Annotated in this window: 11 protein-coding genes; 5 read left to right on the top strand and 6 right to left on the bottom strand. The window is 57.2% G+C overall.

The genetic code is table 11. From position 1 onward, the window contains the following. Window positions 1-50 precede the first annotated feature (50 nt). Window positions 51-1859 carry a translational GTPase TypA gene (gene typA / locus M5M_RS14120; protein WP_015048168.1) on the bottom strand — a complete coding sequence of 603 codons (1809 nt, stop codon included), beginning with the start codon at window positions 1857-1859 and terminating at the stop codon, window positions 51-53. A 139-nt stretch (window positions 1860-1998) separates the two neighbouring features. On the opposite strand from typA, the gene M5M_RS14115 reads away from it, so the two are divergent. Further along, window positions 1999-2763: a hypothetical protein gene (locus M5M_RS14115; RefSeq protein WP_015048167.1), complete on the top strand. Its 765-nt coding sequence runs from the start codon at window positions 1999-2001 to the stop codon at window positions 2761-2763. Here the strand turns inward: M5M_RS14115 and thiI are convergent. Then, window positions 2760-4232 carry a tRNA uracil 4-sulfurtransferase ThiI gene (thiI, locus tag M5M_RS14110; RefSeq protein ID WP_015048166.1) on the bottom strand — a complete coding sequence of 491 codons (1473 nt, stop codon included), beginning with the start codon at window positions 4230-4232 and terminating at the stop codon, window positions 2760-2762. The two genes, M5M_RS14115 and thiI, sit on opposite strands and share 4 nt — an antisense overlap. A gap of 370 nt (window positions 4233-4602) precedes the next feature. Between thiI and glnA the strand changes: the two genes are divergently transcribed. The 4 genes from glnA to glnG all read left to right on the top strand — a co-directional run bounded on the left by glnA (window position 4603) and on the right by glnG (window position 9342). Continuing rightward, on the top strand, window positions 4603-6003 hold the full coding sequence (gene glnA, locus M5M_RS14105; RefSeq protein WP_015048165.1) for a glutamate--ammonia ligase: 1401 nt from the start codon (window positions 4603-4605) through the stop codon (window positions 6001-6003). Window positions 6004-6119: 116 nt separating this feature from the next. Further along, window positions 6120-6650, top strand: coding sequence for a DUF4124 domain-containing protein (locus tag M5M_RS14100; RefSeq protein ID WP_015048164.1), 531 nt, complete (start codon window positions 6120-6122; stop codon window positions 6648-6650). Between the two features lie 198 nt (window positions 6651-6848). After that, the gene (gene glnL, locus M5M_RS14095) at window positions 6849-7925 is read left to right on the top strand and encodes a nitrogen regulation protein NR(II) (RefSeq protein ID WP_015048163.1); all 1077 of its coding nucleotides are present in this window, start codon (window positions 6849-6851) and stop codon (window positions 7923-7925) included. Then, window positions 7912-9342 carry a nitrogen regulation protein NR(I) gene (gene glnG, locus M5M_RS14090; RefSeq protein ID WP_015048162.1) on the top strand — a complete coding sequence of 477 codons (1431 nt, stop codon included), beginning with the start codon at window positions 7912-7914 and terminating at the stop codon, window positions 9340-9342. The genes glnL and glnG overlap by 14 nt, the downstream gene beginning before the upstream one ends. A gap of 514 nt (window positions 9343-9856) precedes the next feature. Here glnG and M5M_RS14080 read toward each other — a convergent pair. From M5M_RS14080 to M5M_RS14065, 4 genes are all read right to left on the bottom strand, one after another. Beyond that, window positions 9857-11044, bottom strand: a complete 1188-nt coding sequence (locus tag M5M_RS14080) for a glycosyltransferase family protein (protein WP_015048160.1) — start codon at window positions 11042-11044, stop codon at window positions 9857-9859. Window positions 11045-11056: 12 nt separating this feature from the next. After that, a complete protein-coding gene (locus tag M5M_RS14075; protein ID WP_015048159.1) occupies window positions 11057-11587 on the bottom strand; it encodes a phosphatase PAP2 family protein in 531 nt (176 codons plus the stop codon). Window positions 11588-11661: 74 nt separating this feature from the next. Continuing rightward, window positions 11662-15192, bottom strand: coding sequence for a translocation/assembly module TamB domain-containing protein (locus M5M_RS14070; RefSeq protein WP_015048158.1), 3531 nt, complete (start codon window positions 15190-15192; stop codon window positions 11662-11664). Continuing rightward, window positions 15193-16923, bottom strand: coding sequence for an autotransporter assembly complex protein TamA (locus tag M5M_RS14065; protein ID WP_015048157.1), 1731 nt, complete (start codon window positions 16921-16923; stop codon window positions 15193-15195). Window positions 16924-16961 lie beyond the last annotated feature (38 nt).

Genomic DNA, 16961 nt, shown 5'->3' with positions numbered 1-16961 from the left:
TGCCAAACAAAAAGACCGGCAACTGCCGGTCTTTTTCATCACACGGGCGATTACTTTTTCGCGCGCTTGCGCTCGTTTTCAGTGAGCAGCTTTTTACGCAGGCGGATGCTTTGCGGCGTCACTTCCACCAGCTCGTCGTCTTCGATGAATTCCAGCGCCTGCTCCAAGGTGTGGCGCACGGGCGGTGACAAGGTCAGCGCGTCATCGGTACCGGAGGCGCGTACGTTGGTGAGCTGCTTGGCCTTGGTGGGGTTTACCACCAGGTCGTTGCCTCGGCTGTGCAGACCGACGATCTGGCCTTCGTAAATTTCTTCACCGGCGCCCAGGAACAAGCGGCCGCGATCCTGCAGCGGGTGCAGACCGTAGGCCAGGGTTTTGCCCTTCACCATAGACACCAGCACGCCGTTGATGCGCTTGGCCACTTCGCCCTGCTTGACCGGACCGTAATGATCAAAGATCGACGTCATGATGCCGGAACCGGACGTCAGCGTCAGGAACTGACCGCGGAAGCCGATCAGGCCGCGCGAAGGCACGATGAATTCCAGTTTGACACGGCCCTGACCGTCGGGCTCCATGTTGGTCATTTCGGCTTTGCGCAGACCCAGTTCTTCCATGATAGAACCCTGGTGCTGTTCTTCCACGTCGATCACCACCTGCTCGAACGGCTCCTGAATCACGCCGTCGATTTCTTTCTGGATCACTTCGGGGCGCGACACACCCAGCTCAAAGCCTTCGCGACGCATGTTTTCAATCAATACGGAAAGGTGCAGCTCACCGCGGCCAGAGACAATGAACTTGTCCGGGCTGTCGCCCTGCTGAACGCGCAGCGCCACGTTGTGGATCAGCTCCTGATCCAGACGGTCTTTGATATTGCGCGAGGTCACGAACTTGCCTTCTTTACCAGCGAAGGGCGAATCGTTCACCTGGAAGGTCATGCTCACGGTGGGCTCATCCACCATCAACGGCGGCAGCGCTTCCACATTTTGCGGGTCGCACAGGGTGTCGGAAATGTTCAGGCCTTCGATACCGGTGACACACACAATGTCGCCCGCAAAAGCTTCGGTTTCTTCCACGCGCTCAAGGCCCAGGTAACCCATCACCTGCAGGATTTTGCCCTTGCGGGTTTTGCCTTCGTCATCAACGATCACCACCTGCTGGTTGGGCTTGACCGAACCACGCTTGATGCGGCCCACACCGATAACACCCACGTAGGAGTTGTAATCGAGCGCAGAAATCTGCATCTGGAACGGGCCATCGCGGTCTACCGCCGGCGGCTGCACCTTGTCCACGATCATCTGGAACAGGGGCGTCATGTCTTCAGCCATGTCATCCAGATCCAGACCGGCGATGCCGTTCAGGGCCGAGGCGTATACCACGGGGAAGTCCAGCTGCTCGTCGGTGCCGCCCAGGCGGTCGAACAGGTCAAACACCTGATCCATCACCCAGTCTGGACGCGCGCCGGGGCGATCCACCTTGTTGATCACTACAATGGGATTCAGGCCTTTTTCAAACGCCTTGGAGGTTACAAAACGGGTTTGCGGCATGGGGCCGTCCACCGCGTCCACCAGCAGACACACGCAATCCACCATCGACAGCACGCGCTCAACCTCACCGCCGAAGTCGGCGTGTCCGGGGGTATCCACAATGTTGATGTGGTAGCCGTTCCACTCGATAGCCGTATTTTTGGCGAGAATGGTAATACCGCGCTCACGCTCCTGATCATTAGAATCCATGATCCGCTCGGTACCCACGTTCTTGCGATCAAGGGTGCCGGACTGGCTTAACAACTTGTCTACCAGGGTGGTTTTGCCATGGTCAACGTGGGCGATAATGGCAATATTGCGTAAATTCTCGATCACAAGGGGTATCTCTGAGTGAATAGGGTGGAAACAAAGGGCGCGCATTATACCGGTGTCGGTGCTCAATAAACAGTCAAATGCGCGAAGACTTGGTAGACCGCCTAAACTAAAGTGTGAACACAGCAAGGAATACCCGGTTTTGAAGCAGCTGTTACTCGCCCTGTTACTGATTCCCAGCGCCTTCGCGAGCCAGGCGCAGGACCGGCTGCACTACTATTTTGTGGACTTCCCACCGTTTCATTTCCAGAATGCGGGCGACCCCAGTCCCAGGGGACTGACCCTGGACCTGCTGCGCCTGGCAGCGCTGGATGCCGGCGAGCGGCTGTCGATTCAAAAGGTGCCACTGAATCGTTTCATTCAGTTGACACAGGCAGGCAAAGTGGAGGTTGCGCTGGTAAGCCAGGAATACCGACAGGCGTTTGCCAGCCAATACCTCTGCTCAGCAACGGATCTGACCCGTATCCACCCCACCGTGTTCGTGAATGGTGACAGATATCCTGACCTGACAAGCGTGCAAGCACTTACCAACCACACCGTTCATGCGCCCAGATCGGTCAGATTTGTCATGTCCCGGCTACTGCCAGAGGGTACAGACCTCGACACAAGCTACGCCATCCACCTGGTCACCCGCGGCTTTAACGCCGGCCGCATCGGACTGCTGGCGGACTTCCGGGAGCGCATGACCTTGAATCTGGCGCAGGAGACCCCGGCCTTTCCGGTGCGCACCCTGGCGCTCAAGCCCATCGGCATCGCGCTGTGTGTCAACAACACCCTGCCCGACGCCTATGCGCGGCAGCGCGCCCTGGAAAAGGCATTCCTGAAAGTGGCCAACAGTGCGCAAGGGCAGACGCTGCTGCAGCAATACCAGATGGCGCTGACCTTCGCGCCCACGCCCACCCATTAAAGGCTGCAGCCCACCTTGGCCTCTGGCCGGTAAACACCCACGTTGGTAGCACCCTCGGCGGTGAGGTGCTCGGCGTGCAACTGGCTCATCACACCTTTGTCGCAATAGAGCAGGTACTGTTTGCCCGCATCGAGTGACGCAAATTGGCTGGACAGGGTGTAGAAAGGAATCCTGAGCACCTCCACGTTGGTCAACCGCAACGGACGCAACTCTTCTTCATTGGGATGCCTGATATCAATAACCACCGCATTGGCGGGGTCGGCCACCTGCTGGACGGAGATCTCCTCGCCCAGATCGGCTACCACATCCTGAATATACTGGGTTTTACGATCCTGGATGGCGGCGTCCAGACGCGCAAAGTCAAACTTGGCCTCGGCTTCCAGCACCCGGTCCATTTTCGCGCGCGTGGTGGGCTTAACGGAAATCACCCCGCAGTACTCGGGCATGGCGGCGGCAAAATCCTCGGTGCCGATGGCGCGGGCGATGTCGATGATGTCGCCCTTATCCATGACCACCAGTGGGCGTAATACCAGGGTATCGGTGACCGCATCGATGGCCGCCAGGTTGGGCAGGGTCTGGCTCGACACCTGGGCCACCGCTTCACCCGTCACCAGCGCCTGAATCTCCATCTCGGCCGCCACCTTGCTGGCCGCGCGCAGCATCATGCGCTTGAGCACCACGCCCATGTAACTGTTGTCCACGTTTTTGAGGATTTCCTCAATCACGCCTTCAAACGGCACGGTGACAAATTTCACCGGGTGCGAAGAGCCAAACTTGTTCCACAGATAAAACGCCACCTCTTTTACGCCCAGCTCGTGTGCACGGCCGCCAAGATTGAAAAAGCAGTAATGGGTGCGCACGCCGCGCTTGATCATCAGGTAGCTGGCCACGGTGGAATCAAAGCCGCCGGAAATGAGCGACAGCACCCCCTCTTGTGAACCCAGGGGGAAGCCTCCCAGACCTTTTACCTGCTCTTCCACCACGTACAGGGTGTCGTCGCGGATTTCCAGTTTGACGGTGAGATCGGGGTTTTTCAGGCGCACGCCAGCCGCCTCCGAATGCTGGTTGAGGCCACCGCCCACATACTTCTCCACATCGATGGAGGAGAAATCGTGGCTGCCAGTGCGCTTGACCCGCACGCAAAAGGTTTTACCGGCCAACTGCTCGCCCCAGATGGCCAGGGTTTTCTCAAACGCATCGTGCATATCCACAAAGGGGTGCACCACCACGCGGGCAAAGTTGGCAATGCCGGGGGTGCGCGCCAGCACATCGGCAATCCGCGCGGACAGGGCCGGATCATCGGACGGGGACGACACTTCAATCTTTTCCCAATCGCGCGATACCGCAATACCTTCGCCCACCTGGCTAAGCTGGGTGCGCAGGTTGTCGCGCAGCTGCTTGATGAAGCGCTTGCGCACGGGCGCACTCTTGATGGTAATTTCCGGGAAAAGCTTAACGATGAAATGCATGACTCAATCCTGGTCGCCTGACATGGTGGCGACGGCTCGGTGGCTGATAAAAGGGCGCGCATTATACATGCTGAGCACACCTTTGCCCTGCCGTGGCGCAGCACTCTCAAACATAAGCACCATAATGGTGCTTTAGCGCATGCAGCGCACCAATGTGGTGCTAAAATAGCCTGTGCACGCCAGTACCTTCGTCTGAGCCCCGCTATTTCTGGGGTCTTTCACGCAATACAGTATTGGCATATATTTTGCCCCTCTCGAGTCACCCTTCATCGGCGCCCCACACTGCAATTGCCAGATGACCGCAAGTAAAGAAGAAGGGCGCGATGTAACACAACAATTCACACACCGGTTTGACCATTCGGAGGCATCCATGTCAAAGACGTTACAACTGATTAAAGAGCACGAAGCTCGCTGGATCGACCTGCGCTTCACCGACACACGCGGTAAAGAGCAGCACGTAACCTACCCCGCCAGCACCGTTAACGAGTCTTTCTTCGAAGAAGGCAAGATGTTCGACGGCTCTTCCATCTCTGGCTGGAAAGGCATTAACGAATCCGACATGATCCTGATGCCCGACGACGAGTCAGCGGTACTGGACCCCTTCTACGAAGAAGCCACCATCAACGTGCGTTGCAACATCGTTGAGCCTTCTACCATGCAGGGCTACGACCGCGACCCACGCTCTATTGCCAAGCGCGCCGAAGACTACCTGACCTCTACTGGCCTGGGTGACACTGCCCTGTTTGGTCCAGAGCCCGAATTCTTCATCTTCGACAGCGTTCACTACAACTCTGGCATGGGCGAGTCTTTCTATAAGATCAAGTCCGAAGAAGCGGCCTGGTCCTCAGGCGAAGAAGTGGAAGGCAAGCACGGCCACGCCCCACGCGTAAAAGGCGGTTACTTCCCTGTAGCGCCCGTAGACAGCCTGCACGACATCCGCTCTGCCATGTGTAACGCCATGGAAGCCATGGGCCTGGAAATTGAAATTCACCACCACGAAGTGGCCAACGCTGGCCAGTGTGAAATCGGTGTTGGCGCCAACACCCTGGTGAAGAAGGCTGACGAAGTTCAGATCCTGAAGTACTGCGTACACAACGTAGCCCACGCCTACGGCAAAACCGCTACCTTCATGCCCAAGCCACTGATCGGTGACAACGGTTCAGGTATGCACGTACACCAGTCTTTCTCCAAAGGCGGTGTCAACCAGTTCGCGGGCGACAGCTATGCTGGCCTGTCTGAAACGGCCCTGTACTACGTGGGCGGTATCATCAAGCACGCGAAAGCGCTGAACGCTTTCTGTAACGCCTCTACCAACTCTTACAAGCGTCTGGTTCCCGGCTTCGAAGCACCGGTTATGCTGGCCTACTCTGCCCGCAACCGCTCTGCCTCTATCCGCATCCCGTTCGTACAGAGCGCCAAGGCCAAGCGTATTGAAACCCGCTTCCCTGACCCGACTGCCAACCCTTACCTGTGCTTTGCAGCACTGCTGATGGCGGGCCTCGATGGCGTTCAGAACAAGATCCACCCGGGCGAAGCTGCTTCCAAGGATCTGTACGACCTGCCACCGGAAGAAGAAGCGGAAATCCCGACCGTGTGTGCCAGCCTGGAAGAGGCCCTGGCCAACCTGGACGCAGACCGCGAGTTCCTGACCCGTGGCGGCGTATTCTCTGACGACTTCATCGACTCTTACATCGAGCTGAAGAAAGCAGACATCCAGAAAGTAAACATGACACCACACCCCGTAGAATTCGAACTCTACTACTCTGTGTAAGGTGTTGTGATCGCCCGCACAGGGCGATGGCAAACGAAGAAGGCTCGCGGGAACCCGCGGGCCTTTTTTGTGTCCAACCGATATACTCACGGGAGGCTAACCACAGGGATACCGCCATGAAGCACCCATTCACCGCCGCCTGCCTGGCGCTGTTGATTGCATTGCCGGCAAGCGCGCAGGTCTACAAAACCACCGATGAAAACGGTCGGGTTATTTACACGGATCGGCCAACGGAGCGGGCGGAGGAAGTCGAGCTTCGGGAGACCAACCGGGCCCCAGCGTTCGATACCCCCCAGCGGGCAGACAACCCAACCGATAATCAGGCAGAACTGCCGCCCTACCGCGTGCGGATTACCGGCCCACAACCCGGCACCACGTTGACGCCGGGCGAGCGGGATCTGGTGGTCAATTTTGAAGCCAACCGGCCACTGACCCCGGGCCTGCGCTTTCAACTGCTGTCCAACGGCAGCCCGCTGGGCCGCAGCACCACGGGCAACAGTATCACCGTGCCGGAAATTGAACGCGGCGAGCACCGCCTGACCGTGATTATTTACGACCAGAACGATCGCATACTGGCCGAGTCCGGCGCCATGAGCATTTACGTTCACCGCACCGTAGCACCCAAGCCATCTCCCCGCGGCGGCTGATCAGCACCAAAATAAACCCCTCCACAAAAGCCTTGCACCAATATGGTGCAAGGCTTTTTTTTGCGCTAGCCTAGAGCCACAGGCCGCACCGTCTGCGCGCGTGCAGATGCCCCCATTTCGACCACAACCGGGAAAATCACCATTCTGGTTTGGTTTTTGCAGAAGCAACTCAATAGCCCAAGGGCCCAAGGTATTGCCGTGACCAAAAGCGAAGTTTCCTACAAGCACCTGCTCGACAGCCTGAACACTGCAGTGGTGGTGGCCGACGCCAATTTGCGCGTCTGGCACATGAACCCGGCTGCCGAGGCGCTGCTGACGGTGAGCGGCGAGCGCGTCGAGGGCGTCAACCTGGCCACGGTGGTACACGAATCGGAAGCCGCCCTGAAGGACCTGCAACTGGCGCTCGCCAACGACCACCAGTTCACCCGTCGGCGGGCCGAATGGACCACCGGCCACGGCAGCCACCTCACCGTGGATTACAGCGTGACACCGCTGGCCAATCCACGCGGCCTGCTGATTGAGATTCAGCCGCTGGACCGCCTGCTGCGGATTTCGCGGGAGGAAGCCTTGCTGTCGGCGCAAGATACCAGCCGCAATCTGGTGCGCGGCATGGCCCATGAAATCAAAAATCCCCTTGGCGGTATTCGCGGAGCCGCCCAACTGCTGGCGCGGGAACTGGAAGAAGGCGAGCTGAAGGAATACACCCAGGTGATCATCGAAGAGGCGGATCGCCTGCGCAATCTGGTGGATCGCATGCTGGGCCCGCGCACGCCGCCCAATCTTCAACCCATCAATATCCACCAGATTCTCGAGCGCGTGTGTGTTCTGGTCAACGCCGAAAGCGCGGGCGCCGTCACCATCACCCGCGATTACGACCCGAGCATTCCGGACTTGCCCGGCGATGCCGAACAATTGCTGCAGGCCACGCTTAATATCGTACGCAATGCCATGCAGGCTCTGATGGAAAACAAGGTTGAGCACGGTGTTATCTGCCTGCGGTCACGCATCCAACGCCAGTTCACCATTGGCCGGGTTCACCATCCATTGGTGTGCCGAATCGACATAGTGGACAACGGCCCCGGCATCCCCACCGGCCTCATTGAAGATATTTTTTACCCGATGATTTCAGGCCGCGCTGAAGGCACGGGCCTGGGTCTGGCGATTTCGCAACAACTGATCAATCAGCACAACGGCCTGATTGAATGCGAAAGTCGTCCCGGCCAAACCCAATTCACGATCTACATACCTATGGAACAGCCCGATGCAAAACACTAACCGCGTTTGGATCATCGACGACGACCGCTCAATCCGCTGGGTACTGGAAAAGTCCCTGCAACAGGCCGGCATGGAAACCCGCAGCTTTGAATCCGGCGACAGTGTGCTGACCCAAATCGGCCGCGAAGTGCCAGACGCCATTGTCAGCGATATTCGCATGCCCGGTATCGATGGCCTTGCGCTGCTGGAGCAGCTGCACGCATCCCATCCGGATGTACCGGTTATTATCATGACCGCGCATTCGGATCTGGACAGCGCGGTTCAGGCTTATCAGGGCGGCGCCTTTGAATACCTGCCCAAGCCGTTTGACGTGGACGAAGCCGTCGCCGTCACCAAACGCGCACTTGCACATGCGCAGGAACAAAAGGCGCAGATGCCCAAAACCGAAGACGACGAAATCAGCACGGAAATCATCGGCGAAGCGCCGGCCATGCAGGAAGTTTTCCGGGCTATCGGGCGGCTTTCGCAATCCAATATCACGGTATTGATCAACGGCGAGTCAGGTACCGGTAAGGAACTGGTCGCGCGCGCGCTGCACCGCCACAGCCCCCGCAAACAGTCCCCGTTTATCGCCCTCAATATGGCCGCCATTCCGAAAGACCTGATCGAATCCGAACTGTTCGGCCATGAAAAAGGCGCTTTCACCGGTGCCGGCGGCCAGCGCCAGGGCCGGTTTGAACAGGCCAATGGCGGCACCCTGTTTCTGGACGAAATCGGCGACATGCCGGCGGATACCCAAACCCGGTTATTGCGGGTGCTGGCCGATGGCGAATTCTATCGCGTGGGCGGCCATACGCCGGTAAAAGTGAACGTGCGTATTATCGCCGCCACCCACCAGAATCTGGAAAAGCTGGTGGCCGATCACCGCTTCCGCGAAGATTTGTTCCACCGCCTGAACGTCATCCGCATTCACATCCCCAAACTCGCGGAACGCCGGGAAGACATACCCAAACTGGCGCAGTTTTTCCTGCAAAAAGCCGCGCGCGAATTGGGCGTGGAGCCCAAAGTGCTGCAAAAAGATGCAGAGAATATTCTGTGTAACCTGAACTGGCCCGGCAACGTGCGCCAGCTGGAAAACAGCTGTCGCTGGATCACCGTCATGGCCTCGGGTCGCGAGGTACAGGTCAGCGACCTGCCGCCGGAACTGATGGAAGCGCAGGAGAAAGGCGCGGTCAGTGGCGAATGGGACAAGGCCTTGCGCACCTGGGCCGACCAGGCCTTGGCGCGCGGTCAACAGGACATTCTGAGCCAGGCAGTGCCCACCTTTGAGAAGGCGCTGATTGAAACCGCTCTGAAGCACACCGCCGGTCGCAAACGCGACGCCGCCAACCTATTGGGCTGGGGCCGCAATACGCTGACGCGCAAGCTCAAAGAGCTGGGCATGACCGATGATAGCAGCGACGCCGACGAGGATTAGTGCGCACCGGCATGCCCAACACCGGCTGTCGTGAGCCGATGCAAATACTAGGGGGAATATTTTTTCTGTCTGCGCATATAATGACCGAAAAATCACGGGAATAATGCAATGAGGAAAATAGCTGGTTTTTGGTTGTCTGTAGTGGGCCTTTGCTGTTCATTTGCCTCCGTTGCCGGTCCCTTAAGTGACACAGAGCTTGCCGGCCGCGCTTACGCAGAAAAAACCTTCGGCACCCAGTACCCCGACTATATCAATCTCGATTATTGCGACTATCTGATCGATGACTATTTCAACCAGTGGCCAAAAAGCGTAGATAGGCTGCTCGACAAAGACATGCAACGCAAAGACAGAGTGAGAGGTTTCTTCGGCGTCGTCTTTGAAAAACACGAGCGATTTGTCGCATGTGCAGACTATTTTCTGCGCACCAAATTAAGGCCTACGATGGGCCCAATGGAATTTTCAAGCGCTTACAACAATAGTTACAGCCGCATGCGGCTCGGCTTTCTAAGCCACTTCAACCCTGGCCGGAGCCCGTTTGTGACCAGCGAGGAAGACCTGACCCGACTGATCCGTCAGTATCTCTCTGCACTGCGCGCGCTGGCGCAGGCGTATACTCTGCACGCTCAGCAGCCTTGAGAAAACTACGATTTATACCCGATGCGGCCTGGGGTGCACCCATCGCCACGGCTTGCCACAATCGATTTGACAGAGCATCGACTGATTCTCTGGCGCCGGACTGCAACCAAAAGGCGACCGCCTTGGCAACATTGGGATAGTGCATCGGGGTGGCGGGCGGCTGGCAAATAAATGCCCGCAGCGACTCTGGATCGAGATCGTGCATCACCGATGCCAGCGATAATAATTGCAATGCTTTCGCATTGGAGGCCTGCTCGAATTGTCCGCGCAGGGGCTGAACCAGCAATTTCTTGCCCGCGTGTAAAGCCTCTGAGGGCAACTCAAAACCGGCCCCACAGATCACGCCCTCAACACCGGCCAAATCCTCCTGAAAACCAGACCGCGAGTACGGTTTTTGCCGGATATGCCCAGCACCTTGGGGGCTATCCACCGCGCAATAGTATGTAAATTGCACCTCGGGAAACTGATTCAACAGGCGCATGACCCGCGTTATGCTATCGAAAGGTAAATACACCAGATACCGGCCTGGCAGGCTTGCACGGTGTTGAGTACCCGTATCGACGATGGGTGGCAAAATCGGGGCCCCAAAGCCGTCCCAATGCAATCCCAAAGATAAAGACACGGGTGCAAACCAACGCATCACCGCTCGCGCGACGGGATCAAATCCCTGCTTTGGCACCGCATACTGAAACGCGTATTGATGGCCAATCCCAATGCATTCCCGCCCCTGCAACCTGGCACTCCAAGCCGTTACCGGTTCAAAATCGGTAAGAATATATTCGTACTGATCTAAGCTCAGATTCCGAACATCCCGCCAGAATCGCTTGCACTGCGCATTTAACAGTGTACGTACGACATCGACCCGGCCATCGTCCAACGCAAAGGTAAATCCGTGCCGGAACCGGTAATGCCCCAGCTCATCCAGGCCAAACAGTTTAGTCCGCTCTCGACCACTGATTAGCACATCTACGTCAAAGCCGACGCGGCGCAACCAAGGCACCAATAACCGCGCACGCGTGATATGACCATTGCCCGTCGCCTGTACCCCATAGAGAATTTTGTTCACCGAACTCGCCTCCTATGGCAACAAGCCAAAAGCCATGACACCCACACAACTAATGCCCAATATCGCACCAGCAAAAATATCGCCAGGAAAATGCACCCCAAGCACCACCCGCGACGCACCTACCAAAAACACCCCCGCACACAACAGGAAGGCATTGTCCACATAGTAAATGCCCAGCAGAGCAGCAAAGACCGCCGCCGCGGCCGTATGCCCGGAAGGAAAGCTGAATTCATCCGCTGGCACAAACCCATGCCAACAATTGAGTTGCCTGAACGGTCGTTCGCGCTTGAAAAAACGTTTCAGTAGTAAATAGAGTGGTACTTCGAGGGCATAACAGGCCAAACCAAAGGTCAGGAATCGCAAACCGCGCTCACCGTCACAGGCCGCAAACCCCAACGCGATGACCAGGTACAAGGGGCCGTCGGCCAGTCGGGAGATCAAGCGCGCCGTTGTACGCGAGCCACCGCCGCCGAGGTAGGCACTGACCAGCAGGAAAAAGCGCGCATCAACGCTGTGCAAGTGATCTAAGGTTGTTCGTTTCATGGCACCAGTATTGAGTGCCAGAATGAATCAATCTTGACGGCCAGATGAAATTTTTATGGCAGATGCGGGCAGGTTCAATTATCCGTTTTGGGTTTGGGCGGTTTGGAATCCCAACTGTAGGTCATATCAATCGCCTGCGTCCGACCAGAACTGGTTTCTATCTTAAGCCGGTCCGTGAGGTTGTATTGCACAACAAAATTACCGGCTGCGCCCAACAATCCATACACGTATTTCACATAAACTTTATCGTTGATGCGGCGGCCGGCGGCAATACTGCTTTCACCCTGTGCGTTGTCCTCAAGCGAGATGTCGGTAATGCCGAATTGGTTGCCCACCCGCTGAATGACCGGCAAGGCCTGTTTGAGACCGAGATTCAACGCCGCCGATTGCATATCCACCAACTCGCCCGAGCCACTTTCCGATATTGCCTTGCCGGTGACGATATAGGCGAGCGCATCAGCTTCACTCATGCTCGGATTGGAATACACTTCGGTCTTGGGGTGCTTGGCGGTACCGTGCAGCCAGATGCCTGCCGTAACATTGTCGACTTTACGCGCGGCGCGCACATCCAGCGCCGGGTTATCGACGGGCCCGGAAAAAATAATCTGGCCGTTTTCAATATCCAGTTTCTGGCCATAACTGCGGAATTTTCCCGTTGGCAGTTTAATGATCCCCTGGGCATTCTGGGTTTTATCCTCATCGCGGGTAAAACGCAGACTGCCCGCCACATCGGTCTGCAAGCCAAAGCCTTCGAAAGTAACATTTTTATCCACATTGAGCGTCACGTCGGACGTAAACAACACCAGACCCGAGGGCGTTTCCTGTTCTTTCCTGTCATCGTATACCCTGGCATCTTCCGATAAACCGGATGCACTGACCGGAATTTCACGCAACAACACGTGGGAATCCAGAATCGCCAGAGCGCCCGACAAGTGCCATCGCCTGCCATCCGCTACCAACGACAAATCCGGGCTGGCGTTCAGCTGCATATCCGGCAGATTGACCAGCTGCAAACGTTGGCCGGCAACCCGCATTTCTGCATTGAACAGTGAATTGGCATCCGCGCCGGTGACCTGGCCTTGTATTGTCGCCTGACCTTTACCCACCATGCCCTGGCCATCTACCTGCAATTTGTTTTTGCCGGCCACGGCCGACAAAGACCAACCCGATACATCAGTGCCGGCCGAAGGCACTGTGAACGAAACATCTGCGATTTCAATCTGGCCGGCATAACGGGCGTCGCCCTCCACCATGGGCAGTGTCATCTCAAGGTCAACCTTTGCCCGTCCTTTTAAAGAATGAACATCCGGTACGAACGGCTGAAGATAGGAGAATGTATTGATGCCGCCCGCAAGCGCGAGCGATAACTCGCCTTGGGGCGTGGTCCATTGGTTTAACATACCAGAGAGTACAAAAGATTGGTTTTGATCGAGCAACACATTGCCATCAATCTGCGTGCGTTTCTGGTCGCCCTTGATTTCAAGCTCAAATCGCTCGATCGGCAAATCGATTTGCACCCCATCTTCCTCTATCAGACTCATGCCCGCATCCAGCCAACGGGCACCGGCCTCAACGGCGAGCGGACCAGAAAGCAATGCCGGACCGGCCGCCAGTTTCCAGTAGGCGTTGAACTGACCTCGCAATTGGACACCGGCAGCCAGCGGTTGCTGCAACTGCGCCAGAATGGCACGCTCCCTGTCCACGTAATAGCCCGTCAATTGTCCCTGGCTTTGCAAGGCGCCGTCGCTGGATCGACGCAACAGGTCAGAACACATGCGAGTTTGATTTTGCACCAGACAGAAGGGTTCGATGTTCTGCTGATCCACGCCCACGGAAAAGCCGGCAGCCTCGGCCAGCAGCCAGGGGTTGCTGTGCCATGTCTCGGTAAGCGCAAGACTGTTCAGCTGTCCTCGCCAGACCGATTTTTCCAGTGGCTGGTTATCCGGCCAGTGCCATTGGCCGCGCAGTGACAGGGCGTCCAGCTGTACCGGTGCAGGCAGATCACGCCAGGTCAAATCCAGTTGATGGGACTGCGCGTTGCCCGCCACAGAAACGGCAGCGCTGCCCAGTACCTGGTCCTGCAACGCCAGTTGGTCGACAGAAAGTTCGAACGTGTTGATCGTGAGAAACTGCTGCAGTGAACGCAGTTCAGTGCTATCGCGGGTGTTGGCTTTTGCCTGCAACGCCACACGCGCGGCGCTGATGTCGCCCGCCGCGAACGCATCTGCCACCGCATCAAAGGTCAGATACAGCCGATCACCGCGATCATCCAGGTGAATGTCGGCGTTCACCGCGCCCTGGATTTCCGGTATCAGCGCCTGCAATTGATCGCTGCGCAAGGTGCCCTTAATTTCCACACCCTGCGCAAAGCGCCAGTCCGCATTGAAGTTCAGTGCCGTGCCCGGCCCCGTTAATTGTGCGTTCTGAAACGCCAGGCCATCCGGGTCCAGCAAAAACTGCAAACGTCCATCGATCTGCTTGCCACCGAGGTACAAACTCAGTGCATCTGCGTCGACCGACAGCTCCACGCCGCGATCAACCACGTGCAGATTCAGTCTGGCAACCGTCGATGCGGTGGCTTCATCGAGCCAGGCCGGCAACCAATGGGCAAGACTGACCTTGTTCGCATTGACAGCCAGTGTCATGTCGAAAAGCTCGCGCCAATGCATGTCGCCACTGGCGGCAACATCACCATCGGCAAAGCGTGCTTCGAAGGTATCAACACGGGCGTATTGGCGGGAAAAATCCACCTGGCCTTTAAGATCAACCAGCGTATTGATGGGCGCTTCTGCCAGCGGATAAATAAAGTCACCGCGGCCGATCACGTCCAGCAACTGACCGCGCAAAGACAGTTGCAGATTGCCGTTAGGCGATGCCATCTCGCCGGTATAGGGATGTGACAGATTACTCCAGGCAAGATCGCCGTCGCAGGCAAGCTCCGACTGTATGACCCAGCACTTGCCCTTGGTTTTGACACCGTGGCTTTTTATCGCAACGTCGTAGGCCAACTCCTCGGCAAAATTGATCCGGGCACCGAGGTTATAATCGACGTCATCAAACCTGAGTTTGAATTTTCCCACCACCAGGCGGGTGCCCGCCCAGGCCGCCTGAAGTTGCAGGTCGGGCACGCGCACCGTGTCCGGACCCAACACCACTTCCGTACCGCGCAATTGTATTCGCTTGATGATCAGATTGACGGGCAATTCCAGCACCGGCAACGCCAACGGCTGGTCCGGTTGATCGGTTTGTTGTTCCGCCGGCACCACCACGCGCAGCTGTTCCACGCGCAGGCTTTCCACGTCGACCCGCCCCACCAGCAACGCCAACGGCTGCCAACGCAAACTCACTTCGGTTGCCGACAGACTTTCAAAGCCGAACTCCGCCGGCGCCGTCACCGCCAGTTGGCGCATATCAATTCCGCGCCACAAGGTACCTTCCAATCGCGTGACCTGAACGTTTACCGGCAACACCGGTTGCACTTGCGACCAGACCCAATTGAGTCCCTGCTGGGTAAATAACAGCCAGGCCAAAAACAGCGTCGGCACAATGATAAGTACCGACAAGGTGCCGCCGAAATAGAGTGTTATTTTACGTAGCCACCGCATTCAGAGATCGGCTCCGACCGCAATGTGCAACCGGTAATTGCCGTCGCCGGCTTCCCGATCCAGCGGCACCGCAATATCCAGCCGCAGTGGGCCAACTGGTGAATACCAACGCACGCCGATACCGGCGCCGCGCTTGTAGTTGACCGCTTTATCAAATGCATCGCCCGCATCAAAAAAAACCGACGCTGACCAATTGGGTAAAAACAAATAATCGTACTCGGCGCTCAACACCGCCAAATGACTGCCGCCGATGACTTCACCCTCGGCGTTTTCGGTGCCGATGGACTGATAGGCGTAACCCCGCACGCTGTTATCGCCACCGGTAAAAAATCGCACTGAAGGGGGTAATTCAGAAAAATCGTCTTTCAGGGTACCGGCCACTTCTGCCCGCGTCAGCAGCCGGCCTTTTTCACCCAATGGAAAAATCACTTTGCCTTTCAACCGCAATTGCAGGTAATCCACATCGGACAGCCAGTACTGACTGGAGCCTGTCAGTTCGGCCTCAAAGCGCAAACCATAGGTTTGCCGCACAGCGGTTTCGCTATCCACCCAACTGAAACCGGCACCAGGCACAATCAACCATTTTTCATCGGCCGGTTCGGAACCGATCACGTAGCTTTCCCGCCGCAGATTGACGCCGGTGTTGAGTATCCAATCGCCGGCAAAGGCTTCAACCGCGCGCACACGGGTGGTGGTGGCGGTGGATTCGTAGCTACTGGTACTCTCACGAATCCAGCCGCCACTGATTTCGTACCATTCCCGGTAGGCCTCGGCACGGGGAATGGTGTAGGTGCCCGACATTTCCTGCAGGTCGCGCGATACCAGCGCATCCAGCCGGTATTTGTGGCCCCATTCGTTGAAATAGCGATTCTGGTAGTCACCCCGCACCCGCGGCCCCTGATCGGTGGAAAAACCCACGCCAGCGCCAAAACTGGTCTGACTGGCCATGCTCAGGTCCACGTCCATCGGCACAATCTGGTCGTCGTCATTCTGATTAATGTGCGGATTAATCAATACACTGCGGAAATAGTTACTCGCCTGCAGTTGCGCATAAATATCCTGCAGCGCGTCGGCGGTGTAGGGCTCACCTTCCACATCGCCGGTCAGCCGGTGCAATAAATCCTGATCGAGCGGTACCGGACTGAAGTTGAATTGACCAAACTGGTAGCGCGGCCCCAGCTGCAGGTGCAAGTGCGCATCGGCCGCCAGGTCATCGGGGTGAATGGCCAGCTCCGCCTGCGCAAAGCTCGCGCGCCAATAACCCTGCGCTTTCACACTGTCGAGCAGGCTGGCTTTGTAATTGTCGTAGTCTTTGTGGATCAGGCCCGCACCCGGCAGCAGGGGCGGTTGCTGGACCAGCATCAGTACACTTTCATCCAGCGCCGGCGGCTGGTCGAGCAATTGTACGTCGATGTTGCGCCATAGCACCCGGGGCCCGGGCTCGACGGTCAGCGTGAGTTGCCAGCACTGCGGCGTTTCGGTAAAGGTTTGGGTAAAGCTGGCGCGATAATAACCAAAGGCCTGCAGGGCAAGATTGACTTGCTTAGCCAGATCCCGTCGCCGCTGCTGTATCCGCCAACGGGGCGCGTCGCAAGGCTCGTCGTTAAGGCTGGTGTGCACCAGAATATTGTCCGCCACGTCGCCACGAACGCCGTCCAGCAATAGTTCAGCGCGTGCGCACCAAGCCAAGGCACACAGGCAAAACAATAACAACAGCCGGGCAATAGTCAAACCAACCGCTTCCTTATGAGTGACACCTGCATTCTATG

This window comes from Simiduia agarivorans SA1 = DSM 21679 (assembly GCF_000305785.2).
Lineage (GTDB): Bacteria > Pseudomonadota > Gammaproteobacteria > Pseudomonadales > Cellvibrionaceae > Simiduia > Simiduia agarivorans.
Note: the sequence above shows the minus strand (reverse complement) of the source record. Positions and strands in the feature narration are given on the sequence as shown.

Coding starts and splice junctions, on each gene's coding strand:
- thiI (WP_015048166.1), bottom strand. CDS start 4,232: ATGCATTTCATCGTTAAGCTTTTCCCGGAAATTACCATCAAGAGTGCG.
- glnA (WP_015048165.1), top strand. CDS start 4,603: ATGTCAAAGACGTTACAACTGATTAAAGAGCACGAAGCTCGCTGGATC.
- M5M_RS14100 (WP_015048164.1), top strand. CDS start 6,120: ATGAAGCACCCATTCACCGCCGCCTGCCTGGCGCTGTTGATTGCATTG.
- glnG (WP_015048162.1), top strand. CDS start 7,912: ATGCAAAACACTAACCGCGTTTGGATCATCGACGACGACCGCTCAATC.
- M5M_RS14075 (WP_015048159.1), bottom strand. CDS start 11,587: ATGAAACGAACAACCTTAGATCACTTGCACAGCGTTGATGCGCGCTTT.
- M5M_RS14070 (WP_015048158.1), bottom strand. CDS start 15,192: ATGCGGTGGCTACGTAAAATAACACTCTATTTCGGCGGCACCTTGTCG.